Raw genomic sequence first — 26,291 nt, 5'->3', positions numbered from 1 at the left:
ATCAGAAGGTCAGGATTCGTTCGGGGGCGACGCGGCCGCGCATCCAGTCCAGCAGCGCCATCCCGTTGCCGATCAGCCGGCCCCTCCGGTCGATATAGGGCTCCGGCCGCAGGCTGCGCAGCATGTTCATCGCGATATTGCGGCCTATGCTGCGCAGCGAATGATCCCAGGGAAAACTGCCCTTGCGCGACAGATAGATCGGGTTCGCGACCTGCGAATATCCCAGGTGCCGGCCGGGGGTGCGTCCCTTCTTCGTGCCCAGATGCACGCCCTTCGCGCCGTTCACCCGCACCAGCCGGCCATACGCGCCCATCCGCCGCGAAAAATCGATGTCCTCGTACCAGGCATAAAGCGGCAGCCGCTCGTCGAAACGCATGTCGTGCTCGGTGATCACCGACATCCGATAGGCCATGTTGCAGCCATAGCTGCTCCAGGCCGCCTCGACGGGGGGCATCGCCGGATTGTCGTTGATCGCCGGGTCGGCCAGGATCGCCCGCCCGTCCGCGACCGTCAGCCCCGGCCCCTTCGCGCCGTCCGCCAGCACGCGCCCGGTCGCCGCGACGATCGCCGGATCGGACTGGAACGCCTCGACGCAACGCCGCAGGTAATCGGGATCGGGCAGGAAATCGTCGTCGAAGAACACGACGATGTCCGCATCGCGGGCATGGTCCAGCACCACGTTGCGCTGGTGGGGCGCGCCCGTCGGGCCGATCAGCCGCACGATGTCCTCGGCCTCCGCGACCTGCGCCGCGTCGGACGGGCGCGGGGTGCAGATGATGATGCGCTGGAACGGATAGGTCTGCCTGCGCAGTTCCGCGATCGTCTCGGGCAGGATGGCGGGGCGCCCGCTGCTGATGATGCCGACCACGACGGCCGCGGAATTCTTCATCATATGGCTCCGGCTTCGGGATGTGCGGGGTGCTGCGGTCCACGCGCGACCGCGGCGGGGAAGGGGGCGGCGCTGCGCGCCGGCGCGGGCAGGATCTCGTACGACAGCGCGACGTGCCGGGCGACATAGGCGCGCGAATTCAGGCAGTCGCGCATGCGCGCCTGGGCCCGGGCCAGCATGGCGGCGCGCCGGTCCGCATCGGCTGCCAGTTCCTGGATGGCGCGGCCCATGGCGGCCGCGTCGCCGACCGGCACATAGCAGACGGCGTCGTCGGCGAAATAATGGCGCAACCCGCCGGCATCGGTCGTAATCACCGCGACGCCGCGCGCCACCGCCTCCTCGATCGCGGTAATGCCCGACGCGTGCCGATTGGGCCCCACCGGCACGACGACCACGTCCGCCTGGTCGTACAGCGCGAACAATTCGGTATTGTTGGACAGGGTCGCCAGCCGGGCATGCGGCCAGGCGGCGATCTTCCGCCGCGCCGCCGGATCGGTGGTGCCGATCGTCAGCCGGCACGGCATATCGGCCGTCGCCTTCAGCAACGTATCCCAGTCCCGATGGCGGTCATTGCCCAGCGACAGCACATTGACCGGCTCGTGGGCGGGCGCCGCCGGCCGGGTGACCATCTCGTCGGCCCTGATGCCGAATTCGACCAGTTCCACGCGCTTGCCCGGAAACAGCTTGGCCGCATCCGCCGCATTGCAGGGCGACAGAAAGGTCAGGATGTCCACGCCCGACAACAGCCAGCGGAAGACCAGGCGGTTTTTCCAGGATTCGCGCCCCCACCGGTCGATCAGCCAGACGCTCTGCCCGATCGTCCCGGGCCTGCGCCGCCCCGGATACAGCCGCAGCAGCAACTGGACCGCCATCGATTGCGATTCGGTATGGGTCCAGACCACGTCGCTCTCGAAAATGGACCGGCGGTTGCGCCACACATGGACGAAATCGAATCCCAGGATCAGCCGCGCCGCATAGCGGACCGCCCGCCCGATCAGCCCCTCCCGCGCGTCCTCGGACTGGGTGATGACGAAGCCGGGCGTCGAACCGCGCAGATAGCCATAGGCATATTCTTCATTCAGGCCCAGGATGCGGCCCTGTTTCCAGCGATCGTGCCACGTCGCGGCGCCATAGCCGTGGGAAAGCTGCACGAACGCGCGGATCGGTCGCGGGGTATTGTTCACCGGCATGTCGCGGTCCTTCTCCAGTGACTCAAAAGATACCCACGCTGACAATCCGCATATTCTGCGCCGCCATGCGCGCGACCAGCGCGGCCCGCGCCGCCGAGGCGGCGGTCACGGTGCCCGCCCGGTGGCAATAATTGCCTTCCAGGCCCAGATGCAGCCCATAGCGCGCATTGACCGTGCGGCCGAACCGGCCGCTATAGGTGTTGATCGTGATATAGGACGGATTGGTCAGCGTGGTCACGCTACTGACCAGCAGCCGCTGGTTCGCGCCGTCGGCGACGCTGCACCACAGCACGGCCGTCGGGGCGGCCTGCTCGTCCGGCGCGCCGGCAGGGGGCATGTCCGCGGGGGGGATGTCCTGGGCGAACGCGCCCGGAACCACGGCAATCAGGCCGCACAGCACCGCCATCGTCAGGCTACGGACGCCGGTCTTGAAACGCCATGCCATGTCAGACCGCCTCTTCCGCCTGATGGATCAGGATCGCTGCCGGATCGATATGGAAATTATCGACGCGGACTCCGGTGATTTCCCCGGCGATTTCTCCAGCGATTTCTCTGGCGGCCTCGCGCCCGCTGCATCCGATGCGGCGGGGAACGGAATCGTGGAAAACAAACGCAGACTGCATGGGACAAGAACCTGTTCGGTAACCTGTTCGGCGTGCCGTGGATGATGATGCGGGGGCAGGGGAGTGCCCGCCCGCTCACCGTTTCCGGCAGGCCCTGTGATCGTTTCGGGGCAAATATGTCCTTGGTCCGTGGCCGGATGATGTCCGTGGCGATCGGGTTTCATCATGACGTAGCAAGATAATATTGACGATAGGTTGCCATTTGCCGCCGCTCCGCGACATCCAGGTCGCGCGGCACGACCTGCGTCAGCACGCCGCCCAGCACGCGCGCGTCATAGGCATGCAGGATCCGCATCGCCTCGTTCACCTCGCCCTGGTCGGTCAGCCCCCATTTGACCACCATCACCACGCCGTCGGTCTGCTGCGCCAGGACGGGGGCGTCGGGGAATGCCAGCACCGGCGGCGTATCGACCACGATCATGTCGTAATGCCCGGAAAACTGCGCCAGGATCCGGTTGAGTTCCAGCGGCGACACCATCGCGTTGTTGCGGCCCGAGGCCGGCCGGACCGTCAGGATATCGACCCCCGGCAGGACTTCGCGCAGCAGGCCGTCCTTGCCGATATGGGCCGGCAGGCGGCTGTTGGCGGTCCGATCCGTCCGGTCCGTCCGGCTCACGATGGCGGCGGCCGACGGATTGCGCGTGTCGCAGTCGATGACCAGCGCGCGCTGCATGGCCCGGCCCGCATTGGCGGCCAGCGAGACGGCAAAGGTCGTCTTGCCCTCGCCGGGCCTGGCCGACGTCACCAGCACCACCTTGGCACGGAAACGGCTATGCCCGAAGCTCAGGATGCTGCGAATGGCCTCGACCGTCTCGACATAGATCGACGATGTCGGGACGGAACGATAATGCTGCGCCAGGGCGCCGCTGAAGGTCGGCACCATGCCCAGCGTGAACAGGCCCGGAACCGAATCGAGCTGCGACGTGCTGCGGATTCCGCCACGGGCGCGATCGATCAGCAGGGCGCTCCCGATGCCGGCCAGCACCGAGAAGACCACCGCGATCGCCCCGTACTGCGTGCGCGGCGGCCCGGAAACGCCCAGCGGCACCGCGGCGCGCGAAATCAGTTCCGCTTCCGGTTCCTGCAATTGCGCCTGCGTCGAGGTCTGGGCGAACCGGCCCAGATAATCCTGGTAGACGACGCGCGCCGCATTGGCCTCGCTCTCCAATTGCTGCAGGGTGACGTCCGCCTGGTTTTCGCTGCTGACCTGGCGCTGCAGGTTGGCCACGGCGCGGGACAGCGCCGCCACGCGCGCCTCCGCCCCGCTCAGGTCCTTCGTCACGCTGGCGGCGATGCGCCCCGTCACCGCGCCGATCTCGCGCCGTACCTGCGCCGCGCCCGCCTCGGCCGCCTGCAGGTCGGGGTTGGCCCCCAGCGCGGTCTGGCTCAGGCTGGACACGCGGCTGCTCAACTGCGCCTCCTGGCCCTGCAATTGCTGGATCAGCGGCGCGGACACCACGTCGGGCAGGCTGCCCACCGTCCCGGTGCGAATCGCGTTCTGCACTTCCGAATAGCGTGCCCGCTTCATCTCCAGGTCGGCCTGCGCGGTGACCAGTTCCTGGTTCATGCGCTGCAATTGCTCGTCGGCGACGGTCGGCGCCTCGGCCTCGGCGGTGCCGGGCTGGTGATCCAGCCGCGCGGTGATCAGCCCGTTGCGTTCGCGGAACTGCTCGACCGCCTGTTCCGCCTTGCGCAGGCGCTCGCGCAGGGGGACGATCTGCTCGTCCAGCAGCGCATTCGCCTGCCAGGTCGCGGCAACCTTCAGGTGCCGGCGGAAATCGAGATACGAATCCGCATATGCATTGGCGATCCGCGCACTCGTCACCGGATTGCCCGTCTTCGCCGTGATCTTGATCATGTAAGAGCGGCCATCGTTCAGGATGGTCACCTTGCCGGCCAGGATCAGCGCCAGGGCCTGCGCGCGCTGCTCCGGCGTCAGGGGCGGCATCGCCTTGGGCGGACTGCCCAGCAGCGTATAGATCTCGTCCATGATCCGTTGCTTAAGGGGAACGGTATCGAGCAGGCTGGTGAATTCCGGATCGTGCAGCAGGTCCAGACGGTCCACCACGGTCCGCGCGATCGCCGGGCTGCGCAGGACGTCGACCTGCGTATTGACCGCGATCGTGTCGATGTCGGGCGCCGAGACCGTGGCCTGCAGGTCGCGGAACGACGAACCGCGCGTGCCGATCATCAGCATCGTCGTCGCCGTATAGTACGGTTTCAGCAGCGCGATACCGGTGATGGCGGGGGCGCCAAGGCCCAGCGTGACCAGCGCCACCGCCAGGCGATGGCGACCGATCATGCTGAAGATCCGCGCCGCAGACGGCTGCGCTTCGGTGGCGCCCGACGGCATCCCGCCGAGCGCACCGCCATGCAGCGGACCATTGAGGGGGGGCAGTTGCAACTGGTTCATGGCGCGATCCTCGCGTCAGGCTGAAATGGGTGTCGGCAGTGCGCCGCTCAAACCGAAAATTCGTTTCATTACAAAAACAGGACCGAAAACCCGGTGGCCTGCGCGCCATGTACCTGCGTGTCACCGGCCCAAATCGAGACGAAGGCCCGGATCATGACGCCGCCCGAATCATGACGACGAAGGTCACGCGGCATCCGCCGTCCTTATCGCCTGCGCTCTCGACGAATGAACGGGCACCGGGTTCCATCCTCCCGCGACAAATAGTCCGCAGGGCCACCCGCGCGCGCCGACGGCGCATGGCCGCATTCCGGGGCGCCGGGCGTGGTCGGCGGTCCGATATCGATACTGAATGTCCATGCCGACATGCGCCGGGCCCACCCTGTCAATGAAAATATACGATGCGAATAGAGAAAAATGGAATAAGAAGTCAATATAGAGGAAATGATTGGCGGAAATATGGCGTAAAATGTGTGGAAAAACCAATCGACACCCGGTCGATCACGGGCGTTACGCAGGAAATGTATCAGAGTTCCCGTTTTCATGAGAAAAAAAGTGCAAAAAAACATTCCACAGCGCGGCCCGATCGTGTCACCAATATGTGAAGCCTCGGCCAAGCGCGGAAGGCGGGAATTGTCTGGCGAAAAAGCAATACGCCGTATCAAGATAGCTGTTGACAATGATCAGGAAGATTATTTTAACGAACTCGCTTTATCCGAAATATTCCCGTCATACTCTTATAAGTAAGGTCTCCGGTGCGCACACCCTTAACTTTCGGTTTGGGTTTGATTGTCATCGCCCCCCTGCTTCTGCCGGACGTCGCGTCTGCGCAGGTCCTGGACACGTACCTCCCGCCCCTCGGCGCCGGTCTGGGAACCATCGAAACCGAACCGGCCCAGGTCCAGGCGCTCGAACGATACGCGCCGCTGGGCGTGGTGTACGGCCCGGTCCGTATCGATGCCACCGCGGCCGAATCCTTCGGCTATGACAACAACGTCGATCGCCTGCTCAATGGCAAGGGCAGCCCGGTCATCATGTCCAGCGGCGACCTCGCGGCCGTCGCGCAATGGACGAACGACCAGCTCCATGCCGAGATGAACGTCGCCGATTACCGTTTCCCGTCCCAATCGATCCAGAACCGGACGAACTGGACGGCGACGCTGGGCGGCGTCCATAATTTCGGCCATGACCAGCTCGGCTTCACCTACACGCATCTCTCCCTGGTCCAGACCCCGATGGATCTCGGCGCCCAGCTCTTCAGCGTGCCGATTCAGTATGAATTCGACAATGCGGGGCTCAGCTACACGCTGCTCACCCACGGCCGCTTCAGCTTCATCCCGCAGGCCCAGATCGGATTTTACGATTTCGGCCAGCCGACCAACAACGGCAACCTCTTCACGGACCAGAGCTACCGCAACCGCGTCATGGTCAATGAGGGCGTGACCGCCCGGTACGAGCTGACGCCCGAACGGCAGGTCCTGGTGGTGCTCCAGGGCACCGAAATCCATTACGTCAACAATATGGTCGCCGGACTGCCGTCGCGCGATTCCAGCGGCCTGATCGCCATGACGGGCCTGGATTTCGGCCTGACCGGACCATTCCGGGCCCGGGCGCTGGTCGGCTATCAGACGCGCCTCTATCACTCCGGCTTCTACGGCACGATCAACTCGCCGATCGCCGAACTCGAACTGGGCTGGAACCCGACGCGGCTGACGATGCTGTCCCTGGCCGTCCGCAACGGGATCGAGGATGGCGGCTACGAAAACGTGGTTGGATTCACCTACACCACCGCCGAACTCACGGTGCGGCATTATTACAACCGTAACCTGGTGCTGACGGCGCACGGGGGCATCCAGCGGGCGGATTATGCCCGCACGCCCGAGGCGCTGGACAATACGATCCTGCGGACGATCCAGTCGCAGCAGCTCATCTTCGATGCCGGCGCCGGCGCGCAATGGTTGCTGAACCGTCATGTCTCCATGACGTTCAACTATAACTTCACCAGCCAGAACTCTTCCGACTACGCCGTCGTGTCCGATCATAATTTCATGATCGGTCTCAGTTTCGCGCTCTAGTGCCCCCGCCCCGAAATCCGCATGCGTATTTCGGGACGGGGACACCAGGTCGTTTTTCGGTCGGAACGGGCCTCCGGCGGCGGTGCGTGGATGCATGGTGCGTAGATGCATATGGACAATGATCGGACCCGCGGGCACGGGGTCCAAGATACGGGAGCATACAAGGAATGCTGACGACCAGTTTCAACCGCAGCCGGTCCGCCGGTCCGATCGTCCTTCTCGGATTGGCGGTCATGCTGAGCAGTTGCGCGCCCGGGTCGGACCTGACGCCGGTTCCGTCCTACGACCCGAACCAGTACCGCATGGGCGTGGACGACGAAATCCGTGTCATCACCTACGGGCATGACCAGCTCACCTCGGATTTCAGGGTCGACAGCAACGGCAAGGTGGCCTTCCCCCTGGCCGGCCCCCTCCAGGCCCAGGGGCTGACGACGTCGGAATTCGCCAAGGAAGTCGGCGCCGCGCTGGAAAAGGCCCAGATGGTGCGCAACCCCAACGTGTCGGTCGAGATCACGTCCTACCGCATGGTCTCGATCCTGGGCGAGGTCGCGCGGCCCGGCCAGTACCCGTACCAGCCCTTCATGACCATGCTGACGGCCGTCGCGGCCGCGGGCGGGTTCACCTATCGCGCGGTACAGGGGCGCGCCTACGTGGTGCGCCAGGTCGGCGACCATACCGTGGTCGGCCGCATCTCGCCGCAGGATTACGTAAAGCCGGGCGACGTCATCAAGATTTTCGAACGCCATTTCTGATGACGGCCTGATTGCGCTATTTTTTTGACGTTTTTTTATAACGATATTTTCAATGACGCCATTTCAGATTCCGTCGCCGGTTCCGTCGCCGGCGCGGCCCGCCTCGGGTGCTGGAGGATATTATGACCGTCGTGCAGCCTGAACCATCCGTCGCATCCGTGCCGTACCCTGCGCCGAAGGTCGCGATCGTCCATGAATGGCTGGACACGGTCGCGGGCTCCGAGCGCGTCGTCCAGCAATTGCTGCTGCTCTTTCCGCAGGCCGAACTGTTCGCCGTGGTCGATTTCCTGCCGCCTGGCGAACGCGGCATGCTGCAGGGCCGCAAGGTCACGACCACGTTCATCCAGCGCCTGCCCTTCGCCCGCAAGCGGTTCAGGAATTATATCGGCCTGATGCCGCTCGCGGTCGAACAGCTCGATCTGTCGGGGTTCGACCTGGTCATTTCCAGCAATCACGCGGTGGCCAAGGGGGTGATCACCGGCCCGGACCAGCTCCATATCTCCTATGTCCATTCCCCGCTGCGCTACGCCTGGGACATGCAGGCGCAATATCTCCGGCAGACCGGCCTGGATCGCGGCCCCAAGGGCCTCTTCGCGCGCTGGCTGCTGCACCGGCTGCGCAACTGGGACGTGCGCTCGGCCGCCGGCGTCGACGTGTTCGTCGCCAATTCCAGCTATATCCAGCGCCGGATCCGCAAGGTCTACCGGCGCGACGCCCTGGTCATCTACCCGCCGGTCGACGTCGCGCGCTTCCAGCCCAAGGACGGCCCGCGCGACTCCTTCGTGGTCGTGTCGCGCCTGGTGCCCTACAAGCGGGTCGATCTCGTGATCCAGGCTTTCCGGCTCATGCCGCAGCACAAGCTGGTGGTGGTGGGCGACGGGCCGGAATGGGATGCCGTATCGGCCCTCGCGCAGGGGGCCGCGAACATCGTCCTGCGCGGCAAGCTCCCGCGTGAGGAATTGCTGCAGCAGATGCAGTCCGCGCGCGCCTGCGTCTTCGCGGCCGAGGAGGATTTCGGCATCGCGACGGTCGAGGCCCAGGCCTGCGGAACGCCGGTGATCGCCTTCGGCCGCGGCGGCGCGCTCGACATCGTGCGCGGCGCCGACGACCCGGGCGGCCCCACCGGCCTGCTGTTCGACCGGCAGACGCCGGACTCCATCGCCGATGCCGTCGCGCGCTTCGTGGCCCTGGAACCGTTGATGACGCCGGAACTCTGCCGGGCCAATGCCCTGCGCTTTTCCGAGGAATCGTTTCGCGACGCCTTCCGCGCGCTGGTCGGCCGATCGATGTCCGACATGGCGAATCCCGTGCAACCCGCGCCGTATGACGCCGCTTATTCCTGACCGCGCGCTTGGCGCGTCGGCGTGTTGATGGCTGTCCCGGAGGGCGATTGTCGTGTCTGTCCCTGTCATCGGTCTGGTGTTGATGCCGCTCTGCCTCCTCCTGCTCAGGCGGCCGGCCGGCCTCCTCGCGCTTCTCCTGCTGGCGGGCGCCTTTCCCGCGGGGGCCGCGGTGGTCTTCGGCGGGCTGGGGGTGCAGCCGGCGCTGGTGCCGGCGCTCGCCTTCATGACCTATGCGGGGATGCAGCGCCTGCTGGGGGTGCGCTATCCCGGCGACACGGCCGCGCGCGCCTTGTACATGCCGTTCGTGCTGACGACCGCATGGGCCGTGGTGGGCTCGCTGGTCATGCCGCGCCTGTTCATGGACAGGGTCTGGGTCTGGCCGCAGAAGAATGACGGCGTGGCCGCGCAGGTGCTGCTCGCGCCCAATTTCGGCAATATCAGCCAGGACCTGTACCTGGTGCTCGACGTCGCGCTGATGGTTCTGGCGGCGGGCTACCTGACCCGCCCCGACATCCGGATCGACCGGCTCTATCGCGCCTATCTGTGGACCGGCTGGGTGGTGTTCGGGCTCTGCGTCTGGCAGATGGCGCACCGCCTGGCCGGCGTCCCCTTTCCGGACGACGTGCTCTACTCCAATCCCGGCTGGTCGATCCTCAGCGGCCAGATGGCCGGACCGGTGCCGCGCATCAACGCCTCGTTTTCCGAACCCGCGGCCTGCGCCAGCTTCCTGTCGGGCATATTGTATTCGACGACCTGGGTGGTGCTGCAGGGCTACCGGCTGCCGATGGCGCGGCTGCTGCTGCCCGCCTCCGCCGTTGGGCTGCTCTTCACCACCTCCACCACGGGCTTCGCCACCGTGGCGGTGGGGCTGTGCCTGCTGCCCCTGGCCGCGATGGCGACGGGATCGCTGCGCCTGGCGGGGCGGGTCGTGCGGCTGGCCATCATCGGCACCGCCGTTGCCTGCTTCGGCGTGCTGATCGTCGCCGCGGTGGCACCCAACGTCGTCCCCGCGGCGCAGATCGTCATCGAGTCGACCGAGAACAAGGGCGATTCCCAATCCTACAAGGAACGCTCCATGGCCGACACCGACGCGCTGACGGTGGCCGCGCAGACCTACGGCCTCGGCGCCGGATGGGGCAGCGTGCGGGCCTCCAGCCTGGTGCCCAGCCTGCTCTCGACCGTGGGCGTGGTGGGCGTGGTCGGCCTGCTGGTCTTCGACTGGTGCCTGCTGCGCGGCGCCATGGCGGCGCGCCGCGTGGTGCCGCCATGCCCCGAGCGGCTGGTGATCGACGGCTGCCTGCCGGCATTGAGCGGCCGCATGATCGCCGCCCTGTTCTCCGGCCCGACCATCGGCACGGCGGATTTCTACCTGCTGATGGCCATGGTGATCGCGGCAACCGCGCGGATCACGGTCTTCAGGGCCCGGATCGGCGCCGCGGACGCGCGGGCCTTCGCGATGCAGGGCGCGCGGACGCCGCAGCCGGAAATGGAGCCCGGCCTGGGCGGCGCCGTCGCCTTCCGCCGCTACGGCATCGACATCAAGAGGGCATGAGCCGGCGTTACGAAATTGGCACGAGGTATCAAGACGATGGCAGGAAAGCCCGACATACAGCGCCCCGACATTCGACGCCCCGACGTTCGACGCAGCGTGCAACTCGACTCCGTTCGCGGCGTGGCGGCCTTCATCGTGCTCATCTACCATTGCTCGCTGACGATGCCGGCCAGTTGGCAGAGCGCCGACCAGCCCGCCTCACTTCCCCGCTATCTCCGTCCCGGCTTCCTGCTGCATTACACGCCGCTGCATCTGCTCGTGCTGGGGCCGGCCTGCGTCCTCCTGTTCTTCGTCCTCAGCGGCTATGTCCTCGCGCTGTCGCTCTCGGGCGGACGCTTCGGCGGGTACGGGCGCTTCGTGATCCGGCGGATCTGCCGCATCTACATCCCCTTCGCCGTCGTCATCATGCTGTCCGCCCTGGCCTGGCGGATTGTCCAGCCCACGTCGCTCCCCGACGTCAGTGTCTGGTTCAATGCCGAGCAATGGTCCGAATTCCCGTCGGCGATGCTTCTGCTCGGCCATCTGGCGATGGTCGGCACGCCGCCGCTGCAAAGTCTCGACCCGCCCATGTGGTCCCTGGTCGTCGAAATGCGGATTTCCCTCATCTTTCCGCTGCTGTATTTCGCCGTGACCCGCCATCGGGCCGCCGGCCTCGCCGTGGTGGCGGCGCTCTATCTCCCGGCCTGCCTGATCCTCAGCCAGCGCGGCGAGACCATGCCGCAATCCTTCAGCAGCAGCATCTGCGGCACGCTGGCCTATCTCCCCGTCTTCGCCGCCGGCATCATGTTGTATGAAAAGCGCGAGATGCTGCACAGCCTGTACCAGTCCATGTCGGTCGCGCGGCGCTGCGCCGCGGCCCTGTTCGCAATCCTTGGCTTCGCGCTGGCTCATCGGGCCGCATTATGGCTGACCGCGGCGCTGCCGTCCGTGCCGTTCGTCAGGCCGCAGGTACTCGCCGGCCTGGTCTCCCTCATGTTCTGGCAGGTCATGGTGGGCGGCGCGGCGGCCGCGATCATCTTCATGGCCCTGTACAGCGATATCTGCCGGCGCGTTCTGGCGGCCAGGCCGCTGCAATGGCTGGGCACCGTCTCCTACAGCCTGTATCTGACGCACATGGTCGTGCTGATGGCGGCGGTCCACGCGCTCCACGCCTATCTGCCGCTGCCGGCCATTCTCGGGCTCGTCATCCCCCTGGCCCTGGCCGTGGCCGCGCTCAGCTATCGCTGGATCGAGGAACCATCCATCGCCCTGGGCCGCCGGCTGGCACGCGCGCCGCGCCGCACGCCGGTGATCGCGGTGCCGCAGGCACCCAACATGTCGAAATGACGGCCTCGATCGTGACTGTCTCAGAATGATGCATTTCATAACCGATTTCGCCGACCAGGACGTCATCATTCCCCTCCAGGTCGCGGTGCTCCTGACCCTGCTTCTGCTGCGGCGCTGGCGCTTCGCGCTGGCCTGGTGCCTCGTGACGGGCGGCGGCTCGGCCCTGATCCTGGTCCTGAAACTGGGGTTCGAGGCCTGCGGGCCGGGCGCGCACCGCGTGCTCTACAGCCCCAGCGGCCACACCATGGCCGGCACCGTCGTCTATGGGGGATTGCTGGGCCTGCTGGACATCCGGCGGTCGGTCCTGATGCTGGCCACCGCCGGCATCGCGGGCCTGCTGGGCGTATCACGCATCGCCTGCGGCTGCCACACGGTGGCCGAGGTCCTGGTGGCCGGCATCCTGGGCACGATGGCGACGGCGTTCCTCTATCGCCTGGCGGGGTCGCCGCCACGGTTCACGGCCGGGCCGACTCTGGGCGTCCTGGCGGTCGTCCTGTGCGTCGTCGCCGTGTTCCACGGCCATCATGCGGCCGTGGAACAGCAGGTGGAACGGATTTCCCATATCGCGGTGGGGCCGCTGCTCTGCCGTCCGCATCCCGACCTGATCCAGCCCGCCTGAGCCGCGGCGCGCGCGGACGATCCCGGACGATCCGTTCCGTTTGCACAAAGCAAAGATACTGATTTTCTATAGTTAAAAATATTCTAACCATGAACAATCCGGATATTTTGAGATAAAACGCAAAGGTTCCGGGAACTTCAGAATATCTCGGAAGTTCCCGTTTCGTAGAAAATATTGATGATTGACTTCGTTTCTGAAGCAGGGATATGAAATCGTTTATTTCGCCTTAATTGTGCCGGAAATGTGTTGATTTTTCAAAGAACGATATTACCCGGCAGTTTTTGCCGCGGATTCAGACAGTCATTTCGTATCAAGCGTTACGTGGAACGAATTTAAGGCAAACAGATGATATTTTCAGGGAAGGGTCACGCTGACCTGTCGTGGAACTGGAATCAGCATACGTGGTCATGGCGGCCGGATCGCGGGAAATGGCAGCCTGATTTCGGCTTTCCCAAAGAGACGGTCAGGCTGGATGTCAGCACGGCGTTCCATCCGCCCGCCGACCGCCTGGCGTTCTGGAGCAATTACGCCTTCCTCGGCCGCGACGTGGTGGATGAAGCCCAAGGCAGCAACCCCCAGGGCAGCAATCAGGGCAGCAACCTGGGCGCGGTCCGGACCGGCGCCGGGGCGGACACGTTCTCGGCCCGCTCCCGCAGCATCTTCGATCCGGGTGGCGCCTTCTTCGCCTATCGCGCCACGGCCTGCGCGGGGCGCGCGCGGCCCGGCGTGTCGCGCGACGGCGATATCTCCTTCGGCCTGATCCTCAAGGGCGAACGCCGCGACATCCACATCGACGGCACCGAGACGGTGACCCAGGCGGGCAATTTCTTCGTCTATGACCGGCGCGAGGTCGTGCGGTTCCGCTGGACCGACCACAAGGCCGTCAGCGTGACGATGAGCACCGAGCGGCCCACCGCGGTGCTGGGCCACGAATGGCCCTCGTCGCAAGCGATGGCCCAGGCCCTGAACGGCAGCCGCCTGGCGCCGCTCCTGCGCGGACAGATGCTGCTGCTGGCCCGCCAGTCGGGGCGCATGTCGGTCAGCGAGCAATCGGCCGTGCTGCATTCCCTGTTCGACCTGATCCTGACCATATTGGGACAGATCCCCAGCACGGACGGCGCGGCTGAAACCAGGCCGCGCCTGGACATGCTGCGGCAATCGACCCTGCGCTACATCGACCAGAACATCGCCATGCCGCATCTGGACGTGATGCATATCGCCCGCGTGCTGGGCTGTTCGCGCGCCACCATCTATCGCGCCTTCGCCGACCATGACGGCGCGGTGGCCGATACGATCCGCCGGGCGCGCCTGCAGCGGGCCCGGCAATTGCTCATCGAGGTGCCGGGCATGACGGTGGCCAGCGTCGCCGCACGCTGCGGGGTCAGCGACATCCGCACCTTCAACCGCATGTTCCGCAAATTCTACGGCGTCACGCCCCGCGAAATGCAGCGCGGCGCAACGGGCCCCGCCCCGATCGCGCCCGACCGCGCCGCCGGCCGTCCCGGGCCGAGCCACCAGGCGGAGTAAACCGCGCCGCCCTCCCCACAGCGCCTCGCTTACGGCGTCCCGCCTACAGCGAGACGACGACCCGGCCGCGGATCCGCCCTTCCAGCAGGTCCGTCGCGGCCGGGATCGCGTCGGACAGCGCGATGTCCTGCGTCATGGTCTCCAGCTCGGCCGGGTCCAGGTCCTGCGCCAGGCGCCGCCAGGCCGCGATACGGTCGGGGCGCGGACACATCACGCTGTCGATCCCCACCAGGGTGACGCCGCGCAGGATGAAGGGCGCGACCGTGGTCGGAAAGGCCATGCCCCCCGCCAGCCCGCAGGCCGTGACCACGCCGCGATATTGCATCCCCGCGCAGATGCTCGCCAGCACCTGGCCGCCGGCCACGTCCACCGCCCCGGCCCAGCGCGCCTTCTCCAGCGGCCGGCAGGGATGCGACAGGCTGGCGCGGTCCAGGATGTCGCGCGCGCCCAGGCCGCGCAGATAGGCATCCTCCTCCGGCCGCCCCGTTACCGCGACGACGCGATAGCCCAGCCGGGTCAGCAGCGCCACGGCAACCCCGCCGACCCCGCCCGACGCCCCCGTCACCACCACGTCGCCCGACCCCGGCGTCAGCCCCTGGCGCTCCAGCGCCAGCACGCACAGCATGGCGGTATAGCCCGCGGTGCCGATCGCCATGGCCTGCCGGGTGCTGAACGCCCGGGGCAGGGGGACCAGCCAGTCGCCCCGCACGCGCGCCAGTTGCGACAGCCCGCCCCAATGGCTTTCGCCGATGCCATAGCCGTTCAGCACGACCCGGTCGCCCGGGCGGTAATCCGGATGGTCGGATTCGGTCACGACGCCGGCCAGGTCGATGCCCGGCACCATGGGAAAATTCCGCACGACGGGCGCGCGCCCGGTGATCGCCAGCGCGTCCTTATAGTTCAGCGACGAATATTCCACCCGCACCGTCACGTCGCCGTCCGGCAGGCGCACCGGCTCCAGCGCGCGCAGGCCCGCATGGTACCCGTTCGCGTCCTTGTCGATCACGATGGCCCTGAACATCATCCGCCTCCGTCCCTGTTCCCGCCCCCGGCATCATCCCACCCGATCCGGAAGAACGCGGCAACCGCGCGCGCGGTGCATCGGATATGCATTGGGGGATATGCATCGGGGGATATGCATCGGACACGCACGGGCTTTGACCCGCGCGGCCGCTTCGGGCAGGGTCGGGCGGAATTGCACCCGGCCCCCCGCCGGGCCGATCGTCCCGGCACTTCGGAGTCGCCCCGCCATGCCCCATTATCCCGACACGCTGCTGTTCATCGACGGGCGATGGGCCCCGGCGGCCGACGACCGCTTCATCGACGTGCTGAACCCGGCGACCGAACAGGTGATCGGCCGCGTCGCCCATGCCGGCCAGCCGGAACTCGCCGCCGCCGCCGCCGCCGCCGAACGCGGCTTCGCGGTCTGGAGCCGTATGTCCGTCTTCGACCGCTACACGATCATGCGCCGGGCCGCGACCCTGCTGCGCGAGCGGGCCGAGGCCATCGCCCCGATCATGACGATGGAACAGGGCAAGCCGGTGGCCGAGGCCCGGACCGAATTGCTGGCCGCTGCCGACACGATCGACTGGCTGGCCGAGGAAGGACGTCGCGCTTATGGCCGCCTGGTCCCGGCCCGCGCCACAGGCGTCACCCAGGCGGTGATCCGCACCCCGGTCGGTCCGGTGGCGGCCTTCTCGCCGTGGAACTTCCCGGTCAACCAGGTGGTGCGCAAGGTCGGCGCCGCGCTGGCCACCGGCTGCTCGATCATCGTCAAGGCGGCCGAGGAAACCCCCGCCTCGCCGGCGGCGCTGATCCGCGCCTTCGCCGATGCCGGCGTGCCCCCCGGGGTGATCGGCCTGCTCTACGGCACCCCGTCCGAAATTTCCGAGACCCTGATCGCCCACCCGGCGATCCGCAAGGTCACGTTCACCGGCTCGACCGCCGTGGGCAAGATGCTGGCGGCCCTGGCCGGCACGCACATGAAGCGCGCGACGATGGAACTGGGCGGCCACGGGCCCGCGATCATCTCCGCCGACGCCGATATCGACCAGGCGGCCGACACGCTGGCGGCGGCGAAATTCCGCAATGCCGGCCAGGTCTGCGTCTCCCCCACGCGCTTCCTGGTCGAACGGCCGGCATTCGGCCGCTTCGTCGAACGCTTCGCCGCCCAGGCCCAGGCGCGCAAGGTCGGCGACGGATTGCGTCCCGACACCACGATGGGCCCGCTGGCCAATGTCCGCCGTGTGGAGGCGATGGAAACCCTGATCGGCGACGCCACCGCCCGAGGCGCCGAAATCGTGACCGGCGGCCAGCGCGTCGGCAACGCGGGCTATTTCTTCGCGCCGACGGTGCTGACCAACCTCACCGCCGACATGCGCATCATGAACGAGGAACCGTTCGGCCCCGTGGCGCTGATGTCGCCCTTCGACACGCTGGACCAGGCGGTAGCCGAGGCGAATCGTCTCCCCTACGGCCTCGCCGCCTACGCCTTCACCGGCTCGGGCCGCACCGCCGCCCGCCTGCGCGACGAAATCCGCGCCGGCATGCTGACGGTCAATCATCTCGGCCTGGCCCTGCCCGAGGTCCCCTTCGGCGGCATCGGCGATTCGGGCTACGGGTCCGAAGGCGGGACCGAGGCGCTCGAAGCCTACCTGGACACGCGCTTCTTCACGATGCGTGAGTACAGCCCGTCGGCATGATGCGCGAATACAGCCCTCCGGCATGACGCGCCAGGACGCGGCCTGGGCTTGACGCCGCGCGCGATCTGCGCAGTCTGGCCGGTCGGAACCGTGCCGGCCCGGCACGTGATGTAAAGGTCGGGGCCACGCGGCGGGACAGGCCCCGCCGCGCCCCGTCCCGGTGGTAAGAGAGCAGGACCATGGACAGCGCCGATCAGTTTCGCTTCACGCATCTGCCGCATGCCGCGCCGACCCCGGCCGCGCGCCGCGCGGAATTGCTGGCCGATCCGGGCTTCGGCCGCGTCTTCACCGATCACATGGCGGTCGTCCGCTACAAGGAAGGGCAGGGCTGGCACAACCCGACCATCGAGGCCCGGGCGCCCATCTCCCTCGACCCTGCCGCCGCCGTGCTGCACTACGCCCAGGAAATCTTCGAGGGCATGAAGGCCTATCGCGCGGCCGACGGCGCGGTGGTGATGTTCCGCCCCGACGCCAACGCGCGCCGCTTCCGCGAATCGGCCGAACGCATGGCGATGGCGCCGGTGCCCGACGCGCTGTTCCTCCAGGCGGTGCGCGAACTGGTGCGCACCGATCGCGACTGGATCCCCGAGGGCGAGAACGCCAGCCTGTACCTGCGCCCGTTCATGATCGCCTCCGAGGCGTTCCTGGGCGTCAAGCCCTCGTCGGAATATCTGTTCATCGTCATCGCCTCGCCCGTCGGCGCCTATTTCAGCGCCGGCGCCGTGACCGTCTGGGTGTCCGAGGATTATACCCGCGCCGCCCCGGGCGGAACGGGGGCCGCCAAATGCGGCGGCAATTACGCGGCCAGCCTGCTGGCCCAGCGCGAGGCCAAGGCGCATGGCTGCGACCAGGTCCTGTTCCTCGACGCCGCCGAGCATCGCTGGATCGAAGAGATGGGCGGAATGAACATCTTCTTCGTCATGGACGACAGCACGCTGGTCACGCCGCCGCTGGGGACCATCCTGCCCGGCATCACCCGCGACACCATCCTCACCCTGGCGCGCGACCGCGGCCTCACGGTGCGTGAGGACGCGTACAGCATCGACCAATGCTACCAGGACGCCGCCGCCGGCCGGCTCAAGGAAGTCTTCGCCTGCGGCACCGCCGCCGTGGTCACCCCGATCGGGCGGCTGCGCGGCCGCCGGGGCGAAATCGTGATCGGCAGCGGCAACGGCGCCGATCCGGTGACCGAAACCCTGCGCACCGCCCTGATCGGCATCCAGCGCGGCAAGGCACCCGACCCGCACGGCTGGGTACAGCGCGTCGGCTGATTCCCGCGCCGGACCCCGCCGCCAGCGCGCGCCCCCCCCCTTCAAAGCCCGTCAGAGTCCGTTCGGGACTGTGTGCTGGTGAGCGGGAGCGGCCTGGAAGGCCGCGCCCGGCGTGTGTTTCCGAGCACCGAAGCGGAGCGGCCTTGATGGCCGCGAGCATCGGAGCACAGGAAACGCGCGTCGGCTGACCCCGCCGCCAGCGCGCGTCCCCCCCTTCAAAGCCCGTCAGAGTCCGTTCGGGACTGTGTGCTGGTGAGCGGGAGCGGCCTGGAAGGCCGCGCCCGGCGTGTGTTTCCGAGCACCGAAGCGGAGCGGCCTTGATGGCCGCGAGCATCGGAGCACAGGAAACGCGCGTCGGACCGCCGCCAGCGCGCAGTCCCGGACGGACTCTCAGGGTAGGGCGGCGATGCCGGTCAGCTCCACCCGCCAGAGCGGGTCGGCCAGCCGCGCCTCCACGGTGGCGCGCGCCGGCTTGTTCGCCTGGTCCAGCCACGCGTCCCAGGCCCGGTTCATGCCGGCCATGTCGTTCATGTCGGCCAGAAAGATCTGCACGCTGATCAGCCGGCTCTTGTCCGTGCCGGCCTCGGCCAGCAGCGCATCGACCTGGCCCAGAATGTCGGCCGTCTGCCCTTCGGCATCCAGCGTCGCATCGTCGGCAACCTGGCCGGCCAGATAGACCAGCCCGTTATGGATCACGGCGCCCGTCAGGCGCGTCTCGGGCTGCAAACGGGTAATGGCGGACATGTCACGGGCCTTTCCTGCTCGGCCGCCTCATGACGGACGGCCACCATCCGGTGCTGTAGCCACCGGCCACCGCGCTGAAAATCCCCCGCCGTCCTTCGTTATGAAAGATTTTCATGATCCTGGCCGCACGCGCGGCCGAAATGGGGAACAGCGTCATGACACGAATTGCGTGTCATTTCGTCTTCCATCACCCGGCATCGTATCTCATTGGCAACGAAACGGAAGAGGCATAATACTGTTGCCCCCGCACGGACGTTCGCGAGAATGGAAAGGATACGGCCTTTGATGTCCGGTCATTCAGATCATCGGCTCTGGAACAGTTTGTCCGCACGCATCGTCCTGATGTGCGGCCTCTCCTTTATCATCATCCAGGCCCTGGCCGTCACGATATCGGCAGGGATGATGAAGTCCCAGGTCGAGAAGACCGTGCTGGCCGAAGCCGTCTCCCAAAGCCAGATCCTGGCCGATCGGATCGCCCAGCGACTATCCGAGCAAAACACCGTCGCACGCGACAATGCCGGCGCGATCGAGGCCGCGCACAAGGCCGGGACCGGCAGCCGGGCCGAAATTGTCAGCCTGCTCGGCGAAACCGAGGCCCGTTTCCCGAACATCTACGGCGTCTGGATGGAGGAAATCCCCTCCGGCTTCGACGGCCGCAAGGATCCCCATGCGCCCGGCAGCAACGCGCACGGGATCCTCAACCCCTATTTCATGCGCAAGCCCGACGGCACGATCGATTTCAATGCACTCGAGGAGCATTACGGCCAGGCCTGGTTCACGCTTCCGATGGCGGCGGGCACCGGCGTCCTGACCGACCCCTATGTCGACGAGGGCAGCGGCATCGAAATGGTGTCGTTCGCCTATCCCCTGGTCTTCGACGGCCGGAAAATCGGCGTCACCGGCATCGATACCCCGCTCGACTGGATCGTGACGCTGCTGGGGAATTCCGACGTCATCGGCAGCAGGACCCTCTCGCTCCTGTCCGACAAGATGACCTGGATCGCCAATCCGGACCGCGCAAAGCTGATGAAACCCTACCGGGACGAGGGCAGGGGCGACGTGTCGCAGGCCCTGTCGTCCCGCAAGGCCCGGATCATCCGAGGCTTTCACGACGGCACGCAGGACAGGGTCCTGGTCCCTTTCGTAATCCCCGGCTTCGATACCGTCTGGACCCTCGTCGTCGACATCCCCGAAACCGCCCTGACCGCCCCGGTGCGCGACAATGTCGTGGCCCTCGTGGTCTCGGGCGCCGTCCTCATGATGGTCTCGATCGCCGTCATCGCGCTCATTTCGGGACGACTGATCAAGACACCGTTCCGCGGCCTGCTCGCATCGGTGGCCGAACTCGGCCGGGGCGACTATGACGCGGCCGTTTCGGGAACCGGACGGCACGATGAAATCGGCCTGGTCGCCCGCGCGCTGGACGGCTTCCGCGCCTCGCTCCTCAAGGCCCGGCATGTCGAGGCCGAAGCGGCCGAAGCCCGGCGCCGGCACGAACGGCTCGAAAAGAAGACCCGGGAAGAAGAAATCGTCAGGATCCGGAATATCGACGCGGCCATCACGGCGATGGGGGCCGGGCTGGACAGGCTCGCCGGCGGCGATCTGTCGTTTCAACTGAATGACGGTCTGTCCTCCGAGTTCGAGCCGCTCCGGCGGAATTTCAACATGTCGATCCGCCGGCTCGCCGATGCCCTGTCCGAAATCGCCGAGTCCGGCCGGGGCATCGGCCAGGGCACCGCGGATGTCGCTGCCGGGGCGGAAAACCTCGCCCGCCGCACCGAGCAGCAGGCCGCATCGCTCGAGGAAACTGCCGCCGCCGTCAACGAGATCACGGAAAGCGTCGGCAGCTCGGCCCGGCAGATCGGCGACGCGCAGAAAATCGGCCTGCAGGCGCGCGACTCCGCGACCGCCTCCTCCGAGATCATGCATCAGACCAAGGAGGCCATGCGGCGGATCGAGGACAGCGCGAAACAGATCGTCTCCATCGTCGAAGCCATCGACGGCATCGCGTTCCAGACCAATATCCTGGCGCTCAATGCCGGGGTCGAGGCCGCCAGGGCCGGCGACGCGGGCAAGGGCTTCGCCGTCGTCGCGGGCGAGGTCCGGGCCCTGGCGCTGCGCTGCGCCCAGGCGGCCAGGGACATCAACGCGCTGGTCAGGAAGACCACCCAGGACGTGCAGGCCGGCTCAAGGCGCGTCGGCGACACCGAGAAGGCCCTGCACGACATTTCCGGCTTCATCGCCCGGATCAGCGACGGCCTGAACGGCATCTTGGTGGCGGCCACGGAACAATCGGCCAGCCTGGCGGAAATCAATATCGCGGTCGGCGCCATGGACCAGACGACGCAGAAAAACGCCGCGGTCGCCGAACAATTCCGCGCGGCCTCCCGCCGCCTGACGGGCGAGGCCGAAAAACTGACCGGCCAGGTCGGCCGCTTCCGGACGCCCGGCAAGGCAAGGATGCCGGAGGGCCGCGCCGCCAACCGGATCCTGGCGAAATTCACGGCCGGATGACGTCACGATCCGGGCGCGGATGACGGCTGCGTCGCCGATCCGACGACGGCCTGCGCGCCGTCCGTCAGGGCCGTACCCGCGGCCAGCGCCGCCTCCGTGACCAGAGAGGCGGACGGCACGGGCCGCGCCTGCCGATTCATGAAGGGCCGTTCGACAAAGATATAGAACCCCAGCCCGGCCAGCCAGACGCTGGGCAGCAGCACTGCGGCGTCCGTCATCCCCAACAGCACGGGCGAGGTCGCGGGCAGCCTGTGCAGCACCACGGTCTCGATGGCCTCCATCAGCGGCACATGCACCAGATAGATCGAATAGCACATGGTCCCGGTCAGGCAGATCCACGCATTGCCGAACAGCGCCCCGCCGCGCCGCCCATACATCGCCCCGACCATGACGCAGAGGCAGGACAGCATCGACAGGGCCTGCAACGCGCTGTACAGTACCGGCGGCCGTGCCTCGGCATTGACCCGGGTCAGCGCCAGCCCGGCCAGCAGGAACAGCACGAGACCGGCGCACAGCAGCAGGTCGCACTCTCCGGCGCGCCGCCGCGCCGTCGCGCCATGGCGCTCGGCCAGGTCCGCGACGATGATCCCCATGATGAAATAGGGCAGGTGGGTCACCAGCCCGAAGCGGAATCGTCCGTCGAACCCATACAGCCCGTGGATATAGCCCAGCGTCACGACATACAGGGCCAGCACGGCAAGCGTCGATGCGATCCGTGACGCGCCCATCTTCCGGTAGATCACGATCAGCATCGGAAACAGCAGATAGAACTGGACCTCGACCTCCAGAGACCATAGCGGCGGGATGAACATTGACGGCGCGTTCCACACCACGCCGTGGACATAGGCCATGCTGGCCACGAAACTCTCGGTCGGGGTGATCCGCCAGGTATGGTTGTGGTGCAGGACGTCGAGGAAGACCGGTATGCTGCACAGCCCCAGCGCGATCAGATAGGGCGGATAGAGCCTGTGGAAGCGGCGATAATAGAACTTGCCCGGCGCCACGGGCCGCGACGGATCGCCCAGGAACGGCCGGGCAATGATCAGCCCGCTGATCATGAAGAACAGGACCACCCCGATCTCGCCATGCGGCAGCACGGCATAGAGCCGCTCCAGCCTTCCTCCCCCAGGATCGAGCAGCTCGCCATGGCGCACGATGCGCAGGCCGCCATGCCACACCAGGACGGACAGGATCGCCAGACAGCGCAACCCGTCAATCTGCGGATTATAGGCCATCCCGTCTTTGGGACGCTTGTACAGCGCCGGGATCGCCTCGATCACTCCCATTATCCGCGACATGATCTCCTCGCTTTTTGTTTTGTTTTCGAAACAGATCGGATCGTGTCAAAACGTCACCTCGAACTCTTGGCCGGCTAACCAGCTAACAGGATAAAAAAAACGAAATCAGGAAAAGCCCATCAGGAATGGGCGGAATGCTCCACCAGGCAGCGCGCGAACGCCTGCGGGTCGGTGGGCCGGTATACCCGGGCGTAGTCGATCTGCATCACCGCCGGGTTCAGGGTCTTGTCGATCGGCCAGCCCGACCCCAGCGCCAGGTTGATCAGGAACATGAAGGGCCGCTTATGCTCCGGCGGCGTCGGACTGCGCCAGATTTCCTTGCGGTCCAGGTAGAACACCACCCATTGCGGCGTCACCAGCGTGCCATAGGTATGGAACGCATCGACCAGCGAATTGGCCGGCACGGTGCTGAGGATCGCCGCCCCCTTGTCCCGCCCGGCCGAATGCCCGTGCCAGACATGGATCGTGGTGTGGAACTTGTCGGGAAACTGGCCGTAATACTCGATCGTATCGATTTCCACCGTCGGCAGCATCCAGCCCGTCGGCACGTCCTCGTTCAGCCAACTGCCGACCCATGTTCCCGGGCCGGGCGGCAGCTTCATGCGGGTTTCGAAATACCCGTACATCGTCATGAAGCCGTTATGGTCCGCATCCGCCGACGCCAGCATGCCCGACGACCAGTGCCCCGCCGCATCCTTGCGCGCCGCGATCGACAGGATACCGTCATGGACCGAAAAGGCCGATCCCGGGCCCGGATCGGTAAAGCGCGCATCGCCGAAATCGCCGCCCCACGGCGTATGCGCGATCCACCGGGCGCCGTTCAGCTTCCACGCCCCGAGGCGCAGGTCGTTGAATTCGTCGTTGAAGACCGGCATTTCGCCACAGAGCCGTATCGGAGAGGCCGCCGCATCGGCCGGGCGCGTCATCCATGACAGGCCGGCCGCCCAGATGATGGACGCCCCGACCGTCAGCGCCCGCACGACCGGCATGATACAGGCAGGACGAAACCCGCGCATTGCCATCCCCTTCTCGGCAAACCCGCCGGCTTTAACCCCGTATTCCTCTGCGGGTTCCGGATTTTCAAGACAAAACAGGGATCTTCCGGAACGGCCGCCACATGATCCGTCCAAAAATTCCACCAGCGCACACGATCGGCAGGCCGTCAGAAAAATCGGCCAAGTATAATGGCCCCGAAGTCTGAAGAATTCCTTAATCTGGACATGAGGGCATCGTGAAGGGGCCCCGGGAAACGTGACAGCGGAACATGACGGGGGAAACATGACAGGTTTCGACGAACCGCGCCCGGCCGGCCGCGTTCACCTGCGGTCGGCTTGCATATGACGTGCGTATGATGGAGGACCCATGTCCGGCGACGATCGGTGCGGCAATGGCCGGTTCGAAGGGCGCGCGATATTGGTGACGGGCGCGGGGCAGGGGATCGGCGCGACCACCGCCCGCCGCTTTGCCGAGGCAGGCGCGCGCGTCGCGGTCAACGACCTGCATCCCGACACGGCCCTGCGCACCATGAACGCGCTGCCCCCGGTCGCCGCTGGCCCCCACCTGGCCTTTCCGGGCAATGTCGCGGATGAACGGAATGTCAGCGCCACGATGCGCGACATGATCGCGGCGATGGGCACGATCGACGTCCTGGTATGCAATGCCGGATTCCAGATCCCCTCGCCGTCGCACGCGCTCCGGCTGCAGGATTTCAACGACGTTATGGCGGTGAATGTCGGCGGCGTCGTGCTTTACGCGCGTGAAGCCCTGGCCCACTGGACCAGGGCCGGCACGGCCGGCACGATCGTCGTCGTCGGTTCGGTCCACCAGACGATACCCAAGCCCGGCTATCTGGGCTATTCCGCCAGCAAGGGGGCGGTGACGAATATCGTGCGGACGCTGGCGCTGGAATATGCCGCCCGGGGCATTCGCATCAACGCGGTGGCCCCCGGCGCCATCGTGACGCCCATGAACGCGGCATGGACCGACGACCCGGCGCAGCGCGCGGCCGTATCGCGCCATATCCCGATGCACCGCCCGGGCGAACCGGACGAGATCGCGGACGCCATCCTTTTCCTGGCCTCGGCGCAGGCGGCCTACATCACCGGCCAGACCCTGTTCGTCGATGGAGGCCTGACCCTGTACGGCGATTTTCAGGAAAACTGGTCGTCCTGATCGCCCGGAAAGGCCCGATTCTCCCTACCGTTCGACCCAGCGATCCTCGTCCTTGCGATAGCGATGCTTGACCGCCGCCCAGGCCACCTTGTGGGCAATCTCCTCGCGCAATGCCCCCCGGTCGGCATAATCGGACCAGGCGCGATTGAACGCGGCGCGATAGATTTCCTGCGCATGGCGCGGCAGATGCGCGCGGACCGAATCCGGCAACGCCTCGACGGACGCATACGGCATGGCTGCTCCCCTTCCCGGCGGCATGATAGCCCCCGCCATATGGGTGCCAGGCCTTATGGGTATCAGGCCGGCCGGGCCGTTCCCGCCGCGCGCGTTTTACCGGCGGCCCGAACGGCGTCACACGACGCGGCGCGTCCGCCGCCTCACGGGACCTTGCGGAATCTCAGCACGAAATTGTCCGCCTCGCCGATCGCCTGGTACCGCGCGCGGTCCTGCTCGCCCAGGGCCAGCGTCGGCGGCAGCGTCCAGACGCCCTTCGCCCAATGGGTCGTGTCCTTCGGGTTGGCATCGATCTCGGAATGCGAGACAAGCGCGAAGCCCGCCTTCTCGATCAGCGCGATCGCATAATCCTGCCGCACGTATCCGCTCAGCGCGCGCGGGTCCTGCGGCGCGTCGGGCCGGGCGCGATGGTCCTCGACACAGAAAATTCCACCCGGTTTCAATGCCTTGTGTACCGCCGCGATCATCTCTTCCGCGTCGCCCTGCTTCATCCAGTTATGCAGGTTGCGGAATGTCAGCACCATGTCCACGCTGCCGGCCGGGGCGATATCGTCATGCCCCTGCGACAGCACGGTCCGCCGGATCCGGCCGAAACGGGCCGGATCGGCGTCGAACCGCTCCTGCTCGGCCTGTGGAAAGCGCGAGAACGCGCTTTCCACGTGCGTGCCGTCGCCGGCGCCCATCGCAACGTAATAAACGCCCCGGTCATGCAGATAGGGCGCCAGGATCTCGGTCCAGTATCCACCGCCGGGCCAGATTTCCACGACCGTGGAACGCGGCGTGATGCCGAAGAATTCCAGTTCCTCCACCGGATGGCGCACGGCATCGCGCGCCACGAATTTCGGCGTGCGGGCCGGATCGGCGACCGCGCGGCGCAATGCGGCATCGTCGGCCCGCGCGGCAGGCGGAACCAGGAACAGCCCGGTCAGAAGGGCGCACGCAAGCAATGGACGCATGGGGGGTCTGAACGCTCCGACGGGCCGGTGGGGGGGCGGACATGGCGGCGGACACCACCACGCCGGTGGCGGACTATCCGCCACGCAGCCCAAT

General features: G+C 66.7%; 22 protein-coding genes. 11 read left to right on the top strand and 11 right to left on the bottom strand.

The genetic code is table 11. The annotated features are described in order from the left end of the window. Position 1: 1 nt before the first annotated feature. The 5 genes from AAC691_RS05585 to AAC691_RS05565 form a co-directional block, all read right to left on the bottom strand. Positions 2 to 892 (bottom strand): glycosyltransferase, encoded by an 891-nt coding sequence (locus AAC691_RS05585; protein WP_342629248.1) that lies wholly within the window; start codon positions 890 to 892, stop codon positions 2 to 4. Further along, the gene (locus AAC691_RS05580) at positions 889 to 2,079 is read right to left on the bottom strand and encodes a glycosyltransferase (RefSeq protein ID WP_323991517.1); all 1,191 of its coding nucleotides are present in this window, start codon (positions 2,077 to 2,079) and stop codon (positions 889 to 891) included. The genes AAC691_RS05585 and AAC691_RS05580 overlap by 4 nt, the downstream gene beginning before the upstream one ends. A 22-nt stretch (positions 2,080 to 2,101) precedes the next feature. Next, complete coding sequence (locus AAC691_RS05575; protein ID WP_342629247.1) at positions 2,102 to 2,524, bottom strand: hypothetical protein; 423 nt, start codon at positions 2,522 to 2,524, stop codon at positions 2,102 to 2,104. Position 2,525: 1 nt separating this feature from the next. Further along, the gene (locus tag AAC691_RS05570) at positions 2,526 to 2,702 is read right to left on the bottom strand and encodes a hypothetical protein (RefSeq protein ID WP_342629246.1); all 177 of its coding nucleotides are present in this window, start codon (positions 2,700 to 2,702) and stop codon (positions 2,526 to 2,528) included. A 163-nt stretch (positions 2,703 to 2,865) separates the two neighbouring features. Continuing rightward, complete coding sequence (locus AAC691_RS05565) at positions 2,866 to 5,115, bottom strand: polysaccharide biosynthesis tyrosine autokinase (RefSeq protein WP_342629245.1); 2,250 nt, start codon at positions 5,113 to 5,115, stop codon at positions 2,866 to 2,868. Between the two features lie 776 nt (positions 5,116 to 5,891). Here AAC691_RS05565 and AAC691_RS05560 point away from each other — a divergent pair. From AAC691_RS05560 to AAC691_RS05530, 7 genes are all read left to right on the top strand, one after another. Next, complete coding sequence (locus AAC691_RS05560; protein ID WP_218064308.1) at positions 5,892 to 7,187, top strand: outer membrane beta-barrel protein; 1,296 nt, start codon at positions 5,892 to 5,894, stop codon at positions 7,185 to 7,187. A gap of 167 nt (positions 7,188 to 7,354) precedes the next feature. Further along, complete coding sequence (locus AAC691_RS05555; protein ID WP_176640188.1) at positions 7,355 to 7,939, top strand: polysaccharide biosynthesis/export family protein; 585 nt, start codon at positions 7,355 to 7,357, stop codon at positions 7,937 to 7,939. A gap of 122 nt (positions 7,940 to 8,061) precedes the next feature. After that, a complete protein-coding gene (locus AAC691_RS05550; protein ID WP_342629244.1) occupies positions 8,062 to 9,282 on the top strand; it encodes a glycosyltransferase in 1,221 nt (406 codons plus the stop codon). Positions 9,283 to 9,334: 52 nt separating this feature from the next. After that, positions 9,335 to 10,834 carry a hypothetical protein gene (locus AAC691_RS05545; RefSeq protein ID WP_342629243.1) on the top strand — a complete coding sequence of 500 codons (1,500 nt, stop codon included), beginning with the start codon at positions 9,335 to 9,337 and terminating at the stop codon, positions 10,832 to 10,834. A gap of 36 nt (positions 10,835 to 10,870) precedes the next feature. Next, entirely contained in the window at positions 10,871 to 12,160 is a 1,290-nt protein-coding gene (locus AAC691_RS05540) for an acyltransferase (protein ID WP_342629242.1), read from the top strand. Between the two features lie 25 nt (positions 12,161 to 12,185). Next, entirely contained in the window at positions 12,186 to 12,779 is a 594-nt protein-coding gene (locus AAC691_RS05535; protein WP_176640613.1) for a phosphatase PAP2 family protein, read from the top strand. A gap of 345 nt (positions 12,780 to 13,124) precedes the next feature. Further along, the gene (locus AAC691_RS05530) at positions 13,125 to 14,306 is read left to right on the top strand and encodes a helix-turn-helix transcriptional regulator (RefSeq protein WP_342629241.1); all 1,182 of its coding nucleotides are present in this window, start codon (positions 13,125 to 13,127) and stop codon (positions 14,304 to 14,306) included. A 43-nt stretch (positions 14,307 to 14,349) separates the two neighbouring features. Here AAC691_RS05530 and AAC691_RS05525 read toward each other — a convergent pair whose 3' ends face one another. Beyond that, entirely contained in the window at positions 14,350 to 15,327 is a 978-nt protein-coding gene (locus AAC691_RS05525; protein ID WP_342630158.1) for an MDR family oxidoreductase, read from the bottom strand. A 229-nt stretch (positions 15,328 to 15,556) separates the two neighbouring features. Here AAC691_RS05525 and AAC691_RS05520 point away from each other — a divergent pair, with 229 nt between their 5' ends. After that, entirely contained in the window at positions 15,557 to 17,008 is a 1,452-nt protein-coding gene (locus AAC691_RS05520) for an NAD-dependent succinate-semialdehyde dehydrogenase (protein ID WP_342629240.1), read from the top strand. A 179-nt stretch (positions 17,009 to 17,187) separates the two neighbouring features. Next, complete coding sequence (locus tag AAC691_RS05515; protein WP_342629239.1) at positions 17,188 to 18,279, top strand: branched-chain amino acid aminotransferase; 1,092 nt, start codon at positions 17,188 to 17,190, stop codon at positions 18,277 to 18,279. Between the two features lie 390 nt (positions 18,280 to 18,669). On the opposite strand, the gene AAC691_RS05510 is transcribed toward AAC691_RS05515, so the two are convergent. After that, positions 18,670 to 19,023, bottom strand: coding sequence for a RidA family protein (locus AAC691_RS05510; RefSeq protein WP_342629238.1), 354 nt, complete (start codon positions 19,021 to 19,023; stop codon positions 18,670 to 18,672). 285 nt (positions 19,024 to 19,308) lie between these two features. Between AAC691_RS05510 and AAC691_RS05505 the strand changes: the two genes are divergently transcribed. Beyond that, positions 19,309 to 21,537 carry a methyl-accepting chemotaxis protein gene (locus AAC691_RS05505; protein WP_342629237.1) on the top strand — a complete coding sequence of 743 codons (2,229 nt, stop codon included), beginning with the start codon at positions 19,309 to 19,311 and terminating at the stop codon, positions 21,535 to 21,537. Positions 21,538 to 21,539: 2 nt separating this feature from the next. Here AAC691_RS05505 and AAC691_RS05500 read toward each other — a convergent pair whose 3' ends face one another. Together AAC691_RS05500 and AAC691_RS05495 are read right to left on the bottom strand one after the other, a co-directional pair. After that, a complete protein-coding gene (locus tag AAC691_RS05500) occupies positions 21,540 to 22,835 on the bottom strand; it encodes an acyltransferase (RefSeq protein WP_342629236.1) in 1,296 nt (431 codons plus the stop codon). 119 nt (positions 22,836 to 22,954) lie between these two features. Continuing rightward, entirely contained in the window at positions 22,955 to 23,851 is an 897-nt protein-coding gene (locus tag AAC691_RS05495; protein WP_342629235.1) for a glycoside hydrolase family 16 protein, read from the bottom strand. Between the two features lie 346 nt (positions 23,852 to 24,197). Here AAC691_RS05495 and AAC691_RS05490 point away from each other — a divergent pair, with 346 nt between their 5' ends. Beyond that, positions 24,198 to 25,007 carry a glucose 1-dehydrogenase gene (locus tag AAC691_RS05490; RefSeq protein WP_342629234.1) on the top strand — a complete coding sequence of 270 codons (810 nt, stop codon included), beginning with the start codon at positions 24,198 to 24,200 and terminating at the stop codon, positions 25,005 to 25,007. Between the two features lie 24 nt (positions 25,008 to 25,031). Here AAC691_RS05490 and AAC691_RS05485 read toward each other — a convergent pair whose 3' ends face one another. Both AAC691_RS05485 and AAC691_RS05480 read right to left on the bottom strand, forming a co-directional pair. Further along, positions 25,032 to 25,241, bottom strand: coding sequence for a ChaB family protein (locus AAC691_RS05485; protein ID WP_342629233.1), 210 nt, complete (start codon positions 25,239 to 25,241; stop codon positions 25,032 to 25,034). Between the two features lie 143 nt (positions 25,242 to 25,384). Continuing rightward, on the bottom strand, positions 25,385 to 26,197 hold the full coding sequence (locus AAC691_RS05480; protein ID WP_342629232.1) for a methyltransferase: 813 nt from the start codon (positions 26,195 to 26,197) through the stop codon (positions 25,385 to 25,387). Positions 26,198 to 26,291 lie beyond the last annotated feature (94 nt).

The sequence above is a fragment of the Nguyenibacter vanlangensis genome, from assembly GCF_038719015.1.
Lineage (GTDB): Bacteria > Pseudomonadota > Alphaproteobacteria > Acetobacterales > Acetobacteraceae > Gluconacetobacter > Gluconacetobacter vanlangensis.
Note: the sequence above shows the minus strand (reverse complement) of the source record. Positions and strands in the feature narration are given on the sequence as shown.

Excerpts from the sequence above, each read along its gene's own strand:
- AAC691_RS05585 (WP_342629248.1), bottom strand. The coding sequence starts at position 892 with ATGATGAAGAATTCCGCGGCCGTCGTGGTCGGCATCATCAGCAGCGGG.
- AAC691_RS05580 (WP_323991517.1), bottom strand. The coding sequence starts at position 2,079 with ATGCCGGTGAACAATACCCCGCGACCGATCCGCGCGTTCGTGCAGCTT.
- AAC691_RS05575 (WP_342629247.1), bottom strand. The coding sequence starts at position 2,524 with ATGGCATGGCGTTTCAAGACCGGCGTCCGTAGCCTGACGATGGCGGTG.
- AAC691_RS05570 (WP_342629246.1), bottom strand. The coding sequence starts at position 2,702 with ATGCAGTCTGCGTTTGTTTTCCACGATTCCGTTCCCCGCCGCATCGGA.
- AAC691_RS05565 (WP_342629245.1), bottom strand. The coding sequence starts at position 5,115 with ATGAACCAGTTGCAACTGCCCCCCCTCAATGGTCCGCTGCATGGCGGT.
- AAC691_RS05555 (WP_176640188.1), top strand. The coding sequence starts at position 7,355 with ATGCTGACGACCAGTTTCAACCGCAGCCGGTCCGCCGGTCCGATCGTC.
- AAC691_RS05550 (WP_342629244.1), top strand. The coding sequence starts at position 8,062 with ATGACCGTCGTGCAGCCTGAACCATCCGTCGCATCCGTGCCGTACCCT.
- AAC691_RS05540 (WP_342629242.1), top strand. The coding sequence starts at position 10,871 with ATGGCAGGAAAGCCCGACATACAGCGCCCCGACATTCGACGCCCCGAC.
- AAC691_RS05535 (WP_176640613.1), top strand. The coding sequence starts at position 12,186 with ATGATGCATTTCATAACCGATTTCGCCGACCAGGACGTCATCATTCCC.
- AAC691_RS05530 (WP_342629241.1), top strand. The coding sequence starts at position 13,125 with ATGATATTTTCAGGGAAGGGTCACGCTGACCTGTCGTGGAACTGGAAT.
- AAC691_RS05525 (WP_342630158.1), bottom strand. The coding sequence starts at position 15,327 with ATGTTCAGGGCCATCGTGATCGACAAGGACGCGAACGGGTACCATGCG.
- AAC691_RS05520 (WP_342629240.1), top strand. The coding sequence starts at position 15,557 with ATGCCCCATTATCCCGACACGCTGCTGTTCATCGACGGGCGATGGGCC.
- AAC691_RS05515 (WP_342629239.1), top strand. The coding sequence starts at position 17,188 with ATGGACAGCGCCGATCAGTTTCGCTTCACGCATCTGCCGCATGCCGCG.
- AAC691_RS05510 (WP_342629238.1), bottom strand. The coding sequence starts at position 19,023 with ATGTCCGCCATTACCCGTTTGCAGCCCGAGACGCGCCTGACGGGCGCC.
- AAC691_RS05505 (WP_342629237.1), top strand. The coding sequence starts at position 19,309 with ATGTCCGGTCATTCAGATCATCGGCTCTGGAACAGTTTGTCCGCACGC.
- AAC691_RS05500 (WP_342629236.1), bottom strand. The coding sequence starts at position 22,835 with ATGTCGCGGATAATGGGAGTGATCGAGGCGATCCCGGCGCTGTACAAG.
- AAC691_RS05495 (WP_342629235.1), bottom strand. The coding sequence starts at position 23,851 with ATGCGCGGGTTTCGTCCTGCCTGTATCATGCCGGTCGTGCGGGCGCTG.
- AAC691_RS05490 (WP_342629234.1), top strand. The coding sequence starts at position 24,198 with ATGTCCGGCGACGATCGGTGCGGCAATGGCCGGTTCGAAGGGCGCGCG.
- AAC691_RS05485 (WP_342629233.1), bottom strand. The coding sequence starts at position 25,241 with ATGCCGTATGCGTCCGTCGAGGCGTTGCCGGATTCGGTCCGCGCGCAT.
- AAC691_RS05480 (WP_342629232.1), bottom strand. The coding sequence starts at position 26,197 with ATGCGTCCATTGCTTGCGTGCGCCCTTCTGACCGGGCTGTTCCTGGTT.